Origin of the sequence: Rhodococcus sp. KB6 (genome assembly GCF_001445685.1) — a bacterium.
Taxonomy (GTDB): domain Bacteria; phylum Actinomycetota; class Actinomycetes; order Mycobacteriales; family Mycobacteriaceae; genus Rhodococcus_F; species Rhodococcus_F qingshengii.
The window spans coordinates 118,924-133,367 of sequence record NZ_LNAK01000163.1 but is presented as its reverse complement, the minus strand read 5'-3'; the positions used below and the strand labels follow the sequence as shown (position 1 = coordinate 133,367).

Annotated in this window: 12 protein-coding genes; 5 read left to right on the top strand and 7 right to left on the bottom strand. The window is 63.2% G+C overall.

What is annotated here, in order from left to right:
* Positions 1–15: 15 nt before the first annotated feature.
* Together ASU23_RS31535 and ASU23_RS31530 are read left to right on the top strand one after the other, a co-directional pair.
* Positions 16–780, top strand: a complete 765-nt coding sequence (locus ASU23_RS31535) for a 3-oxoacyl-ACP reductase (protein ID WP_007731086.1) — start codon at positions 16–18, stop codon at positions 778–780.
* The gene (locus ASU23_RS31530; protein WP_058039414.1) at positions 780–2,060 is read left to right on the top strand and encodes an LLM class flavin-dependent oxidoreductase; all 1,281 of its coding nucleotides are present in this window, start codon (positions 780–782) and stop codon (positions 2,058–2,060) included. Before ASU23_RS31535 ends, ASU23_RS31530 begins: the two co-directional genes overlap by 1 nt.
* On the opposite strand, the gene dinB is transcribed toward ASU23_RS31530, so the two are convergent.
* Positions 2,057–3,355 carry a DNA polymerase IV gene (dinB, locus tag ASU23_RS31525; protein WP_007731083.1) on the bottom strand — a complete coding sequence of 433 codons (1,299 nt, stop codon included), beginning with the start codon at positions 3,353–3,355 and terminating at the stop codon, positions 2,057–2,059. The two genes, ASU23_RS31530 and dinB, sit on opposite strands and share 4 nt — an antisense overlap.
* Positions 3,356–3,476: 121 nt before the next feature.
* Here dinB and ASU23_RS31520 point away from each other — a divergent pair, with 121 nt between their 5' ends.
* Positions 3,477–3,938 (top strand): MarR family winged helix-turn-helix transcriptional regulator, encoded by a 462-nt coding sequence (locus ASU23_RS31520; protein WP_007731082.1) that lies wholly within the window; start codon positions 3,477–3,479, stop codon positions 3,936–3,938.
* Positions 3,935–4,915, top strand: coding sequence for a zinc-binding alcohol dehydrogenase family protein (locus ASU23_RS31515; RefSeq protein ID WP_030536604.1), 981 nt, complete (start codon positions 3,935–3,937; stop codon positions 4,913–4,915). The genes ASU23_RS31520 and ASU23_RS31515 overlap by 4 nt, the downstream gene beginning before the upstream one ends.
* 9 nt (positions 4,916–4,924) lie before the next feature.
* Here ASU23_RS31515 and ASU23_RS31510 read toward each other — a convergent pair whose 3' ends face one another.
* The 6 genes from ASU23_RS31510 to kdpF are packed head-to-tail and all read right to left on the bottom strand — an operon-like array spanning position 4,925 to position 12,692.
* Positions 4,925–5,605, bottom strand: a complete 681-nt coding sequence (locus tag ASU23_RS31510; RefSeq protein WP_003944545.1) for a response regulator — start codon at positions 5,603–5,605, stop codon at positions 4,925–4,927.
* A complete protein-coding gene (locus ASU23_RS31505) occupies positions 5,602–8,142 on the bottom strand; it encodes a sensor histidine kinase KdpD (protein WP_058039501.1) in 2,541 nt (846 codons plus the stop codon). Before ASU23_RS31505 ends, ASU23_RS31510 begins: the two co-directional genes overlap by 4 nt.
* A gap of 7 nt (positions 8,143–8,149) precedes the next feature.
* On the bottom strand, positions 8,150–8,800 hold the full coding sequence (locus ASU23_RS31500; RefSeq protein WP_050654653.1) for a potassium-transporting ATPase subunit C: 651 nt from the start codon (positions 8,798–8,800) through the stop codon (positions 8,150–8,152).
* A gap of 6 nt (positions 8,801–8,806) precedes the next feature.
* On the bottom strand, positions 8,807–10,912 hold the full coding sequence (kdpB, locus tag ASU23_RS31495) for a potassium-transporting ATPase subunit KdpB (protein WP_058039413.1): 2,106 nt from the start codon (positions 10,910–10,912) through the stop codon (positions 8,807–8,809).
* Positions 10,909–12,594 carry a potassium-transporting ATPase subunit KdpA gene (gene kdpA / locus ASU23_RS31490; protein ID WP_003944472.1) on the bottom strand — a complete coding sequence of 562 codons (1,686 nt, stop codon included), beginning with the start codon at positions 12,592–12,594 and terminating at the stop codon, positions 10,909–10,911. The genes kdpB and kdpA overlap by 4 nt, the downstream gene beginning before the upstream one ends.
* Entirely contained in the window at positions 12,594–12,692 is a 99-nt protein-coding gene (gene kdpF / locus ASU23_RS31485; protein ID WP_007731078.1) for a K(+)-transporting ATPase subunit F, read from the bottom strand. Before kdpF ends, kdpA begins: the two co-directional genes overlap by 1 nt.
* Positions 12,693–13,021: 329 nt before the next feature.
* Between kdpF and ASU23_RS31480 the strand changes: the two genes are divergently transcribed.
* On the top strand, positions 13,022–14,440 hold the full coding sequence (locus ASU23_RS31480) for an amidase (RefSeq protein ID WP_058039412.1): 1,419 nt from the start codon (positions 13,022–13,024) through the stop codon (positions 14,438–14,440).
* The last annotated feature ends 4 nt before the right edge of the window (positions 14,441–14,444 follow it).

Genomic DNA, 14,444 nt, shown 5'->3' with positions numbered 1-14,444 from the left:
CAATTTCAGCGCGCATTGAACCTCGACGAGCAGATCGTTCTGATCACCGGTGGCGCCCGCGGGCTAGGCGCCGCACTGAGCCGAGCATTCTCCCGCTCGGGCGCCCGCGTAATTGTGAACTACAACAAGAGCCGCGATGCCGCCGAGGCCCTGGTCGCCGAACTGGGTGAGGATCGCACCTTCGCAGTCCAGGCGGACGTGACGGACCGCAGTTCCGTCGACCAGTTGTTCTCCGCTGCACGCGAGAGATTCGACGCACCGATCTCGACCGTGGTCGACAATGCACTGGTCGACTTCTCGTTCAACGGCGATGCACGGCCGAACGCGGACACGATCACCTGGGCCGACTTCGAGTCTCAACTACGCGGAGCTGTTGCCGGAACACTCAATACCACCCAGGCAGCGCTACCAGGCATGCGCGAACTCGGCTTCGGCCGAATCATCACTGTCGGAACCAATCTGGTCCAGAATCCGGTAGTTCCGTACCACGACTACACCGCTGCCAAGGCCGCACTGTTGGCACTGACACGGACGCTGTCCGCCGACCTCGGTCCGGACGGGATCACAGTCAACATGGTCTCCGGCGGCTTGCTCCGCACCACCGATGCGAGTGCCGCGACACCGGAAGCCGTGTTCGACATGATCGCGGCAAGCACTCCCCTGCGCCGAGTCACGACGCCGGACGAATTTGCCGACGCTGCACTCTTTTTCGCCTCACCATGGTCACGGGCCGTGACCGGCCAGAACCTGGTTGTCGACGGCGGACTCGTCAAGAACTGATGGGCGCACAGCTGCGGATAGGTGCGTTCCTGCTCGGTTGCGGACATCACAGTGCGGCATGGCGTCATCGCGACTCACCGGTCGAAAGTCTCGGCGACATCACGTATTACGAGTCGCTCGCCCAGATCGCCGAACGCGGCAAGCTGGACGCCGTCTTCTTCGCTGACGGTCACAGTGTTCGCGAACCCGAGTCGGGTGCGTCGTGGTTTCTCGAGCCGATCACCGCATTGACTGCCATGGCACGAGCGACAGCGGACATCGGCCTGGTGACCACCATTTCCACCACTTTCTACACGCCGTTTCACGCGGCGCGACTGTTGGCCTCGCTCGACCACATCAGCGGCGGACGGGCCGGCTGGAACGTCGTGACCTCGATGTTCGACCAGGAGGCGCGCAACCACGGACTCGAGGCGATGCCCGATCACGCATCCCGATACGAACGAGCCGACGAATTTGTCGAAGTGGCCCTCGCATTGTGGGATTCATGGTCGGAAGACGCGCTGATTCTCGACCGGTCGGGGCGTTTTGCCGACGCAAACAGGATTTCTCGAATCGATCACGACGGCAAACATTTTCGGGTGGACGGGCCGTTGACGGTTCCGCGCTCCCCGCAAGGCCGGCCGGTGTTGTTCCAGGCCGGGGCGTCCGAGCAGGGCCGCGATCTGGCGGCGCGTCGCGCCGAGGCAATCTATTCGGTTGCCTACGACTTACCCAGCGCACAGGCCTACTACGCGGACGTGAAATCGAGAATCGAGCGAGCCGGCCGGGATTCGAACTCTGTCGCCGTGATGCCGGGACTGGTCACCTACGTCGGCAGCACCGTCGCCGAGGCCAGGGCGAAGAAGGCCGAACTCGATCTCCTGCTGCCCACCGAACAGTCGATACGCCAACTCTCGTTGTTCACCGGACAGGATTGCGAGAACTGGGATCTCGACGGGCCCGTGCCCCCGTTGCCTCCACTCGAAGCGTTCACAGGGCCGCAGGGACGCTACGCCACTATTTTGCGGATCGTCGAGAAGGACGCACCGACTGTGCGGGAGCTCCTCGGGACGCTCGCTGCGGGTGGTGGTCACGCAACGATGATCGGAACACCGGAGTCGATTGCCGACGAGATGGGATCCTGGTTGAACGGCCGCGGTGCCGACGGTTTCAATCTGATGCCGCCAACCTATCCGCGGGGTCTGGAAGATTTTGTCGATCACGTGATTCCGGTGCTGCAGGCGCGTGGGTTGTTCCGTCGCGAATACGAGGGAGCGACTCTGCGAGAAAACCTCACCTAGTCCGGCAGTAGCGGCACCGACAGGTCCGGATCGCGTCCCAGGAGCACTCCCCTCGTGAGGGCCGCGGAGCCGAACTTCTTCCGGACACTGTCCATTGCCGAGTCGAGGGCGGCAGTGTCCGGACCCGCGAATCCTGGACCGTCGAAGGGCAATTCGAGTTGTTCGGCGCCGTCCCGATCCAGGTTGGAGACAGCGACACCGATCAACGTGATGCCCTTGTCCGCGATCATCGGTATCGCTTCGTCCAGCAGCACCATCGAGGCGCTCAGCAATTCCGCTGTGTCGGCGGTGGACCGGCGCAGCGTGTGAGATCGAGTTGCCCGCGTGAAATCCGCGAAGCGGAGCCGGAGCGTGACCGTGCGCCCCGTCCGCTGCGCCGAACGCATGCGTCGACTGACACGGTCGACAAGGGACATCAACGACGCATCGAGTTCTGCGCGGGGATGGGATCCGCGACCCAGCGCATGCTGAGCACCCATCGAACTGCGGCCACGGTAGGCGCGGACGGGGCGCGGATCTCGATTGTGTGAGAGTGCGTAGAGATGGCGACCGGCGCCGCCCCCGAGAATCGAGACGATCGAGGATTCGTCGTGCCGAGCGATGTCACCCACCGTCACGATGTCGAAGTTTCGCAGCTTCTGGGCCGTGATCTTGCCGACGCCCCACAGCTTCTCGACCGGCAAGGGATGCAGGAACTCGGTCTCGCCCTCCGGCGGCACTCGCAGCAATCCGTCGGGTTTCGCGAATGCACTGGCGACCTTGGCCAGGAACTTGGTGCGTGCGATTCCGACCGTGATCGGTAGTCCGACCTGCTCGGCCACATCGCGTCTGAGGTTGGCTCCGATCTGCAGCGGGTTTCCCACGATCTTGGCGAGCCCGCCGACCTCGAGAAAGGCCTCGTCTATGGAGATTCCTTCGACCAGCGGCGACGTGTCGTGAAAGACGTCGAACACGTCTTTGCTCGCCTGCGAGTACGCCGACATTCGCGGAGGGACAACTATCGCCTGAGGACACAGTGATCGGGCCTGACCACCGCTCATGGCTGTGCGAACCCCGAACGCCTTGGCCTCGTAGCTTGCCGCCAAGACCACCCCACCACCGACGATGACCGGCCTGCCGGCCAGAGTCGGGTCGTCGCGTTGCTCGACTGATGCGTAGAACGAATCGAGATCCGCATGCAGGATTGTTGCGTCACCTGTGGACCGACTACCGCCAGAATGATTACCGCCGGAACGAGCACCGCCAGGGTGATTACCTGGCGTTTCTTGATCCAGCGGTTCATGCGACACGAACATATGTTCCCATGCGCCACCGACACAATGAAAGGCCGCAAATAGATTCCATGGAATTAATCACGAATCGGGCGTACGGTGAGAAAATGATTCCACGGAATGCATATCGGTTCGGAGTCTGCTCGTGACCAGATCAGCCCTGAGCAGGCACTTCGACAACCTCGTCCGCTTCGAAACCGAACTGTGGACGGCCGTCGACCAGCGACTCCGAATCGAGCACGACCTGCCACTGAGTCGATTCGAGCCGATGCAGATCATCGACAGGCTCGGCTCCTGTCGGGTCTTCGACATCGCCGAGGCCCTCGCGATCACCGTCGGTGGCACGAGCAAGCTGGTGGATCGAATCGAAGCGGCTGGACACTGCCGTCGAAAATCCAATCCCACCGACAAACGATCCTCACTCATCGAGTTGACTCCCGAGGGCAATGAGCTGTTGCGGCGGGCGAAGGCAACGTTCGACGGCGAATTGGAGCGCCGTCTCGGTTCCGTGCTGACGCCCGACGCTCTCGATCGATTCGGCGCCACACTGGCCACGCTGCGTGAAGCCAATCGAAACCTGACACCGACCACGAAGGAAAAAGCATGACCGACACAATGCGCGCAATCGTGCTCGACGCCCCCGGCCCGCCAGAAGCATTGACTATCAAAGTGATTCCGATACCCGTGCCGATTGCGGGCTGGGTACTGGTCCGGGTGAAGGCATTCGGCCTCAATCGATCCGAACTTCACACCCGCCTCGGCCTCGCCGAAGGCGTGACATTCCCGAGGGTGCTGGGCATCGAGGCCGTCGGCGAAGTGGTGAACTGCCCCGGCGGGGAGCTCACCGAAGGCCGGCAAGTCGCCGCCATGATGGGTGGGATGGGGAGGACGTTCGACGGCGGTTATGCCGAGTACACGTGCGTTCCCGTCAGTCAGGTCGTTCCCTTCTCGAGCGAACTGGACTGGTCGACAGTGGGAGCTGTTCCCGAGATGCTGCAAACGTCCTACGGCTCGCTGACGGTAGGACTGGACGCGAAATCCGGTCAATCCCTGTTGATCCGGGGAGGAACCTCCTCGGTCGGCATGGCAACCGCAGTCCTGGCGAAGCAGTGGGGACTCACTGTCCTTGCGACCACCCGAGATGCGAACAAAGCGTCGTCGTTGACCGCGATCGGGGTTGACCACGTTATCGTCGACGACGGTGCTGTGGCCGGCCAGGTTCGAGACATCCTCCCGGGCGGTGTTGATCTGGCCCTCGAATTGGTCGGAACACCAACACTTCCCGACACGTTGCGCGCGACCCGCGTTCACGGCACCGTGTGTTTCACGGGAATGCTGTCCAACGAGTGGACAGTCAAAGACTTTTATCCGATCGACTACATTCCACGCGGAGTGCGATTGACCTCGTACGGTGGGGACGCGTCCGACCTGCCTGCCGACGTACTGCAAGACTTCCTCTCCGCTGTGGCGTCAGGCGAGGCGGTGGTACCGATCGACGAGGTGTTCGCGTTCGAGGACATCGCGCGAGCACATGCCAAGATGGAAGCCGGTACGGCACGTGGCAAATTGGTAGTTGTGCTCTGACCTGGCTTCTCACACCACGAATCGATAACCCATTCCTGCCTCGGTGATCAGATGCTTGGGGTTCGCCGGGTCATCCTCGAGCTTCCGACGAAGTTGAGCCAGGTAGACACGTAGATAGTGGGTCTCGGTGTCGTACGCCGGTCCCCACACTTCCCGAAGCAACTCCTTCTGCCCGACCAGCTTTCCGCGGTTGCGCACAAGCATCTCGAGCATGCCCCACTCGGTCGGAGTCAGATGCACCTGTTCACCGCGCCGACTCACTGTTTTCGCAGCCAAGTCCACCGTGAAGGACGCGGTCTCGACCGACGGTTCCGAAGTGTCCGCCGCGGAGGTTCCCCGCCTCGCCGCAGCGCGCACGCGGGCCAGAAACTCGTCCATCCCGAAGGGCTTGGTGACGTAGTCGTCCGCACCGGCGTCGAGAGCCTCGACCTTGTCCGCGGAATCCGTGCGCGCCGACAGCACGATGACCGGCGCCGTGCACCAGCCACGCAGGCCGGCAAGCACTTCGGTGCCGTCCATGTCGGGCAGTCCGAGATCGAGTACCACGACGTCCGGTGGACGCTCGGCAGCAGCCCGCAAGGCACCGGCGCCCGTCGACGCGGTCACCACCTCGTACCCGCGCACCGAAAGATTGATACGCAGAGCTCGCAGAATCTGCGGTTCGTCGTCCACTACCAGGATTCGACTCATGATCCATTCCCATTCGTACCGGCCGCAGCCAACTCCACGATCATCGTCAATCCCCCACCAGGTGTGTCTGTGGCGCTGACCGTTCCGCCCATCGCATCGACAAATCCGCGCACCACGGAAAGTCCGAGGCCCACTCCGCCGGTGTTGTCGCGATCTCCCATCCGTTGGAACGGCTGGAACATCGTTTCGGCCTCACCTCGCGGAACACCTGGGCCCGTATCGGCAACACTGATCACCACACGATCACCGAGTTGCGCCGCCCCGACGCGCACCGGGGTTTCTCCCCCGTAGCGCAGAGCGTTGTCGACGATGTTCGCAATCACCCGCTCGAGCAGACCTTGATCTGCCTGCACTGCAACGGTACCCACGTCGACGACTACACTTCGAGCCCGCGAATCCGAGCGTCCACCGATGCCGAGGCCCAGCAACGCGCGGTGAACCACCTCGTCCAGATACACCGGCCGCAGCGTGGGTTTCACCACCCCGGCGGCAAGTCGGGACGAGTCGAGCAAGTTCCCGACCAGCGCCGTCAACTGATCCGCCGACTCCTCGATGGTTGCCAACAATTCAGCGGTGTCTTCGGGCGAGAACTCGATGTCGTCGCTGCGCAGACTCGACACCGCCGCCTTCACTCCGGCGAGAGGCGTTCGCAGGTCATGGCTTACCGCTGACAGCAGGGCTCGACGCAGTTGATCAGCCTCGGTGAGCGCGGCAGCCTTGCTCGCCTCGACTGTCAGTTTCTCCTGGCGGATCATCCCAACTGCTTGGTGAGCCACCACCGTCAGCACTCGTCGATCCCGCGCACTCAGGTCGGGCCCAGCCAACAACAGCGCGTATTCCCCGTCGTTGACCTCACAGACCGTATCCGCTTCGTCGTCCGTGGTCGGCGGCTGCGTACCCACGGCGGCGATGACTCCGTCGTCGTGATGAATGACGGAAACCCCTCGCTGGCGATAGATTTCGAGTGCCTTCGCCAGAAGTGTCGACAGATCCGCTCCGCGGAGAACTGATCCCGCGAACAGTGTGAGCAGTTCGGCTTCCTCGGATGCGCGCTTCGCCTCGCGGGCGCGCTTTGCTGCGGCGTCGACCAGAACGGCAACTGCCACAGCCACGATCAACAGCACGACAGTGGTGATGAAGTTGTCAGGTTCGGCGATGGTGAAGCTGTACCGCGGATCGGTGAAGAAGTAATTGAGCAGCAGTCCCGAGATCAGGGCCGACAATATCGCCGGGCCGACGCCGCCGAGGAGGGCGACCAGAACGACCACGACGAAGAACAGCGCGTTCTCGCCGTTGACCCCGGAGATTCGGTCGACGAGACCCATGATCGCGGCCGCGAGCGAAGGCACGACGATCGCCGCAATCCACGACAGGACCCGGCGCTCCGAGCGCCCCAGCACCGAAATGCGTCGTCGCGCCGTCGCTTCCTCGTGCGTGACCATGTGAACGTCGATACCACCGGACTGCTGAACCACCGCAGCGCCGATCCCCTCGTCGAGGATGCGAGCCAGGCGGGAACGCCGCGACGTTCCCAGCACCAACTGTGTGGCGTTCTCCTCACGCGCGAACTCGAGGAGCGTCGACGGTACGTCGTCACCGACAACGGTGTGAAGCGTGGCGCCGACTCCGACAGCCAACGCGCGCACCTTGCCCATCTCGGGGGCCGAGACGCCGGTGAGTCCGTCACCGCGTACGACGTGGACCACCATCAGCTCGGCGCTCGACTTCGACGCGATTCGAGATGCGCGTCGTACCAGGGTTTCCGACTCCGGTCCCCCGGTCACGGCAACGACGACACGCTCGCGCGCTTCCCAGGTATCGGTGATCTTGTTCTCGGCCCGGTATTTCGCCAGTGCGGCGTCCACCTGATCGGCCACCCACAGCAGAGCCAGTTCGCGTAGCGCCGTGAGGTTTCCGCGTCTGAAGTAATTGCCCAAGGCCGCATCGACCCGTTCCGGTGAATACACGTTTCCGTGAGAAAGTCTGCGGCGCAGCGCCTCCGGGGTGATGTCGACCAGCTCGACCTGCGCCGCACTACGCACTACCGCGTCCGGAACCGTCTCCTGCTGAACCACGCCGGTGATGTGCGCGACAACGTCGTTGAGGCTTTCGAGGTGTTGCACGTTGACCGTGGACAGAACGTCGATCCCGGCTTCGAGCAGTTCCTGTACGTCCTGCCAGCGCTTGTGATTCTTGCTCCCTGGCGTGTTGGTATGTGCCAACTCGTCCACCAGGACAAGGGCCGGACGCCGAGCCAACACGGCCTCGACGTCCAGTTCCGGCATCCGTGTTCCGCGATAATCCACCAGCTTGGGCGGCACTATTTCGAGGTCTCCGATCTGCGCCGCGGTGCGGGCGCGGCCGTGTGTCTCCACGACGGCCGCGACCACGTCACAGCCACGATCTCGACGCCGATGAGCCTCACCGAGCATCGCGAAGGTCTTTCCGACGCCGGGCGCAGCGCCGAGGTAGATACGCAATTCACCACGTTTGCGTGCCCTACCGAAAGATTGACCGACCTTCTCCGAAGAACTCACGTGACAATCATCCACCAGTCGTCGGCGCAGCACACGTAGGTGCCGTCAATCCGAGTGCCAGGTTCAATTCCAGTACGTTGACTCGCTCGGCTCCGAGAAATCCGAGTTGCCGACCGTCGGTGTGCTCGGCCACCAAGTCCCGCACCTGGTCTTCCGAGATGCCGTTGTTCGCCGCCACCCTCGCGACCTGCAGTTGGGCGTACGCCGGACTGATGTGGGGATCGATACCCGAGCCCGAACCGGTGACTGCGTCGACGGGAACCGATGCAGGGTCGACACCCTCACGTGCCGCGATGGCTGCCCGGCGCTCGATGACGAATCCGGCCAGAATCTCGCTGCTCGGCCCCTGGTTGGACGGCAGTGCCGCAGCGGGATCACCGGTGGCAAACGGATCCTCGTCCGAAACGGATCCGACAACACGATTGTGGAAGAACGGGTCCTGCTGCCCTTCGGCGACCTGCGGATCGACACCCACCCAGGCACTGCCGACCACGCAACCGGCGGCATCGGTGACCGGTGAGCCTTCGGCAGATCCGGAGCTGATCCGGCTGACACCCCACACCGCGGCGGGATAGACCACACCGAGAACGACGGTGAGCGCGAGCAATACGAGCAAACCCGCCCACACCTGTTTGGCAAAACCGATAGTGAAACGCATGTCAGGTCACCCAATTCCAGGAATCAAACGTACGACGAGATCGATCAACCAGATACCGACGAACGGTGTGATCACACCGCCGAGACCGTAGACGAGCAGGTTACGTCCGAGCAACTGCGATGCCGTCGACGGTCGGTATCGAACACCCTTGAGTGCCAACGGAATCAAACCGATGATCACCAAGGCGTTGAAGATCACGGCCGAGACGATCGCCGATTCGGGGGTGGCGAGACGCATGATGTTCAACGCGTCCAGCTGCGGGTAGATGCCGCTGAACAAGGCCGGCAGGATTGCGAAATACTTCGCCAGGTCGTTCGCCAACGAGAATGTGGTCAACGCGCCGCGGGTGATCAGCAATTGCTTGCCGATTTCCACCACCTCGATCAGCTTGGTGGGATCGGAATCGAGATCGACCATGTTCCCGGCCTCTTTGGCTGCCGAGGTTCCCGTGTTCATCGCGACCCCGACATCCGCCTGGGCAAGGGCGGGAGCATCATTGGTCCCGTCACCGGTCATCGCGACGAGACGTCCGCCTTCCTGTTCCTTCCGAATCAGGGCCAGTTTGTCTTCCGGGGTGGCCTCCGCCATGAAGTCGTCGACGCCCGCCTCGTCGGCAATCGCCTTCGCGGTCAACGGATTGTCGCCGGTGATCATGATCGTGCGAATACCCATCGCCCGGAGTTCGGCGAACCTGTCAGCCATTCCCGGCTTGACGACGTCGGACAACGCGATCACGCCGAGGATCGAGATACTCTCACCTTGCTTGACGGCAACTACCAGCGGCGTTCCGCCGGCTTGGGCGATGTCGCCCACGGTGTCGGTCACCGCGGTCTCCGCGTGTCCACCACCACTGACGACCCAGTTCATCACCGCATCTGCTGCACCCTTTCGGATTTGGCGTCCGGAGTGGTCGAGTCCGCTCATCCGGGTTTGCGCCGTGAACGGAACGAACTCTGCGCGTTCCTCGTCCAGCGTCGGCTCGGCAGCAAGACCGAACTCCGCTGCGCACAGCTCGACGATGCTCCGTCCCTCGGGAGTTCCGTCGGCCAGGCTCGACAAGCGAGCTGCCGCAGCAAGATCGTCGGCGGATACACCGGGCGCCGGATGGAGTGCGGTGGCCCGGCGGTTACCGAAAGTGATGGTTCCGGTCTTGTCCATCAACAGGGTGTCGATGTCGCCCGCAGCTTCCACCGCGCGTCCCGACATCGCGAGAACGTTGCGCTGGACGAGGCGGTCCATGCCCGCGATACCGATCGCCGAGAGCAGCGCTCCGATGGTCGTCGGGATCAGGCAGACGAGAAGTGCGATCAGCTTGATCGGATCCTGCTCGTGCCCCGCGTACAAGCCCATCGGGCCGATGGCTACGACGGCGAGGAGGAAGATGACGGTCAACGACGCGAGCAGGATGTTGAGCGCAATCTCGTTGGGTGTCTTCTGACGTGAAGCACCCTCGACGAGCGCGATCATCCGGTCCACGAACGAACTGCCCGGTGCTGCGGTGATTTCCACGACGATGCGGTCCGAGAGAACCGTCGTACCACCGGTGACGGCGCACCGGTCACCACCGGATTCACGGACCACCGGCGCGGATTCACCGGTGATCGCCGATTCGTCTACGGAGGCAATACCTTCGACCACGTCGCCGTCGCCGGGGATGACCTCGCCGGCAACCACTATCACCCGATCGCCGACCACCAGTTCGGTGCCGGAAACCGATTCGATCGCACCGCTCATCGTGATCCGATGTGCTGTGGTGTCCTGCTTCACCTTTCGCAGGCTCGCCGCCTGCGCCTTGCCGCGCCCTTCGGCCACGGATTCAGCGAGGTTCGCGAAGATCACCGTGAACCAGAGCCACAGGGTGATCACCCAGGAGAACACCGAGGGATCGGCGATCGCCATGACAGTGGTGATGACGGAACCGACGAACACCACGAACATGACCGGGTTGCGGGCGAGGTGGCGTGGGTCGAGTTTGCGCACGGCCCCCGGCAACGCGGTGATCATCTGCCGCGGGTTGAAAACGCCTGCGTGTACTTGACGGGACTGCCCTGGATCAGCCTTGTCGGCGGCGTCTTGCGCTACCACGGGTTTCTCACTGATACGCACGGTCATTGAAGAGCCTCCGCTAGCGGGCCCAGCGCGAGGGCCGGGAAGAATGTAAGTGCAGCAACAAGAACGACGGTGCCGGTCAACAAACCGGTGAACATCGGTCCGGACGTCGGGAGGGTGCCGGCCGTCGGCGCCACCTTCTTCTGCGAGGCAAGAGCACCGGCCAAAGCGAGAACGAAGATGATCGGCAGGAATCGGCCGAGAAGCATGCAGATTCCGAGAGACGACTGGAACCAGTCGCTGGTGACCGTCAGACCGCCGAAGGCGCTGCCGTTGTTGTTGGAGGCGGAGGCGAAGGCGTAAAGCACCTCACTGAACCCGTGGATCGATCCCGGCGTGCCCGGATCTCCCCCATTGCCTTGATAACCGGTGGTAGAACCGAGGATGACGGTGATGGCGGTACCGATCAAGACCAGCGCGGGCATGACCAGAATCGACAGCGCCGCAAGGGTGATCTCGCGTCGACCCAACTTCTTGCCGAGATATTCGGGCGTGCGACCGACCAGCAGTCCGCCGACGAACACTGCGATCAATGCCAGCACAAGAATCCCGTAGAGGCCGGTTCCGACTCCACCTGGCGCAATTTCGCCGAGCAACATGTTGAGCAGGACCGCGCCGCCGCCGAGGGGTGACATGCTGTCGTGGGCCGAGTTCACCGCGCCCGTCGACGTTCCCGTGGTCGCCACCGCGAACAACGCCGATCCGGGGATTCCGAAGCGAACTTCCTTGCCCTCCATCATCGAACCAGCTGCTGTGGCGGCAACACCGCGTGCGCCGGATTCGGCAGCGAGCGTGACTGCGAGCAGCCCGCTCCACAGGATTCCCATCACTGCCAGCAGGGTGAGGCCTTGCCTACGATCCCCGACGAGAGTTCCGAACGTTCGGGTGAGGCAGACCGGAATCAACAGGATCGCCAGGATCTCGACGACATTGCTCAACGGGGTGGGGTTCTCGAACGGGTGCGCCGAGTTGGCAGCCAAGATCCCGCCACCGTTGGTGCCGAGTTCCTTGATCGCTTCCTGGGACGCGACGGGGGCCAGTGCATTGGTCACCGCATTGCCGTCGAGGCCGGTGGAGGCGAAACCGCTGTGGAACGACTGGATCACTCCCTGGCTCAACAGGATCAGGGCGATCACGAAGGAGAACGGGAGGAGGATGCGCAGAGAACCACGCGTCAGATCGACCCAGAAGTTGCCGATCTCGCCGCCCCTGGCCACCCGAATGAAGCCGCGAACCAATGCGATGGCCACCGCCATGCCGACCGCTGCCGAGACGAAGTTCTGCACCGCCAGACCGACGGGCTGAACGAAGTTGCTCATCGTCGTTTCCGGCGTGTACGACTGCCAGTTGGTGTTCGCCACAAACGAAATCGCGGTGTTGAACGCTACGGCAGGACTGACCCCGGACAGACCGTCACTGAGCGGCAGTACTCCCTGAATCCGTTGCAGGAAGTACAGGAACAATGCGCTGGCCAGCGAGAATCCGAGAACGCTTGCGGCGTAGCCGTACCACGTCTGCTCGGCCCTGGAGTCGATCCGACCGACGCGGTAGATCACACTCTCGACCCGAAGATCTCGCGTCGACGAGTAAACACGCGCCATGTAGTCGCCCACCGGAACGTAGGCGATTGCCAGAACGACGAGGACAAAAGCGATCTGCAGGCCGGCTGCAAGAGCGGGCGACATCAGAACCTCTCAGGATCTACGAGTGCAACGAGCAGGTAAATGACCAATGCCGCGGCGACGGCGATCAGAACCACGCTGACCACACCGGCAACCGTCATTTGGGAGCGCTCGCCTGTAGGGCGCGCAGTACCAGCGCGCACACGAGAAAACCGCCGAGAATCAGAGCAACGTAGGCCAGATCGGCCATGAGCTTCCCTCTTCGAAATCTTTTGCCGTGCTGCTGTGCATCGCAGCCATGACGCGCGGTCGCCCTCGACCGGATGCGCTCTCTCAGCTTCGACCTCCGGAAAGGCCGATTCCGCGTCTCTGACGATCCGCTTACGCACCGACCTGGCGTCTTGACGCGATCTTGACGCGAAACCGAAGTTCACTAATACTGAAACAAGTTACTGTTCGTTCGAACGAACAGTTTTGCGAAGGGAACCTGATGACTTCTCGAACCGACCACGATCTCGCCCCCGGTCTTGTCGACCAGGTTGCGAGTCTGGCCTCGGGCGCCACCTCGTCCGTCGCGGCCACCGAGGCAACGCTGAGCCGGATCGAGGCCACTCAGCCTCACCTCAATGCGTTCAAGATCGTGCGGCGAGAGAAGGCACTCGAGGAAGCTGCCGAGGCCGACAGACGTCTCGCACTCGGCGAGCGTCTGCCGCTACTCGGTGTGCCGATCGCAGTGAAGGACGACGTCGACATCACCGGCGAACCCACGGCCTTCGGTTGCCCTGGCGATTTCCCGGCCAAGACCGAGGACTCGGAGATGATTCGACGCCTCCGCGACGCCGGCGCAGTGATCGTGGGCAAGACCAACAGCCCGGAATTGGGCCAGTGGCCGCTCACGAGCGGTTCAGCCTTCGGTTACACGCGCAATCCGTGGTCGCGTCACCACACTCCAGGCGGATCGTCGGGCGGCACCGCCGCGGCCGTCGCCGCCGGATTGGTCAGCGCCGGAATCGGTTCCGACGGAGCCGGTTCCATCCGAATCCCCGCGGCCTGGACCAACCTCGTCGGAATCAAACCGCAGCGCGGGCGCATCTCAACCTGGCCCGACGCCGAAGCGTTCTACGGCCTGACGGTCAACGGACCGCTCGCTCGCACCGTCGCCGACGCGGCACTGCTGCTCGACGTCGCTGCCGGCAACCATGACGGCGATCTCCACAAGCCGACACCGGTCACCGTCAGCGACGCGGTGGGACGCGACCCCGGAAAACTGAAAATCGCGCTTTCCCTTCGCAATCCGTTCACCGCCACTCCCGTGAAGCTGGACCCGGAAGTGCGCCTGGCCGTGCATTCGATCGCCGACACGCTGCGGGAGCTCGGACACCACGTCGTCGTCGACGATCCCGCATACGGCCTGATCTTCGGCCTGAACTTTCTGCCCCGCTCACTCGTCGGGGTCCACGACTGGCTCGGACGCGTTCCCGACCCGACACTGGTCGATGCCAGAACACGCGGAAATGCCCAGAACGGCAAGCTACTTCGCGGCGCACCTCTGCGCGCGGCCCGCGCGGCCGAGCCACGGATGCGAAAGCGGATCGGAGCGATCTTCGACACCTACGACGTCGTCCTGGCACCCACGACGGCAACTCCACCGATCATGGCGACCGCGATCGACGGCATCGGTGGCTGGGACACAGACAAGGTCATGACCGGCGCCTGCCCGTACGCGTGGCCGTGGAACGTCCTCGGCTGGCCCTCGGTCAACGTACCGGCCGGATTCAGCAACACCGGCCTTCCCATCGGTGCGCAGTTGATGGGCAACGAGAACACCGAACCTCTGTTGGTCTCCCTCGCTTCACAATTGGAATCGGTCCTGCGTTGGGATCAGGTCCGCCCCGAGCCGTGGTGGTGACTCG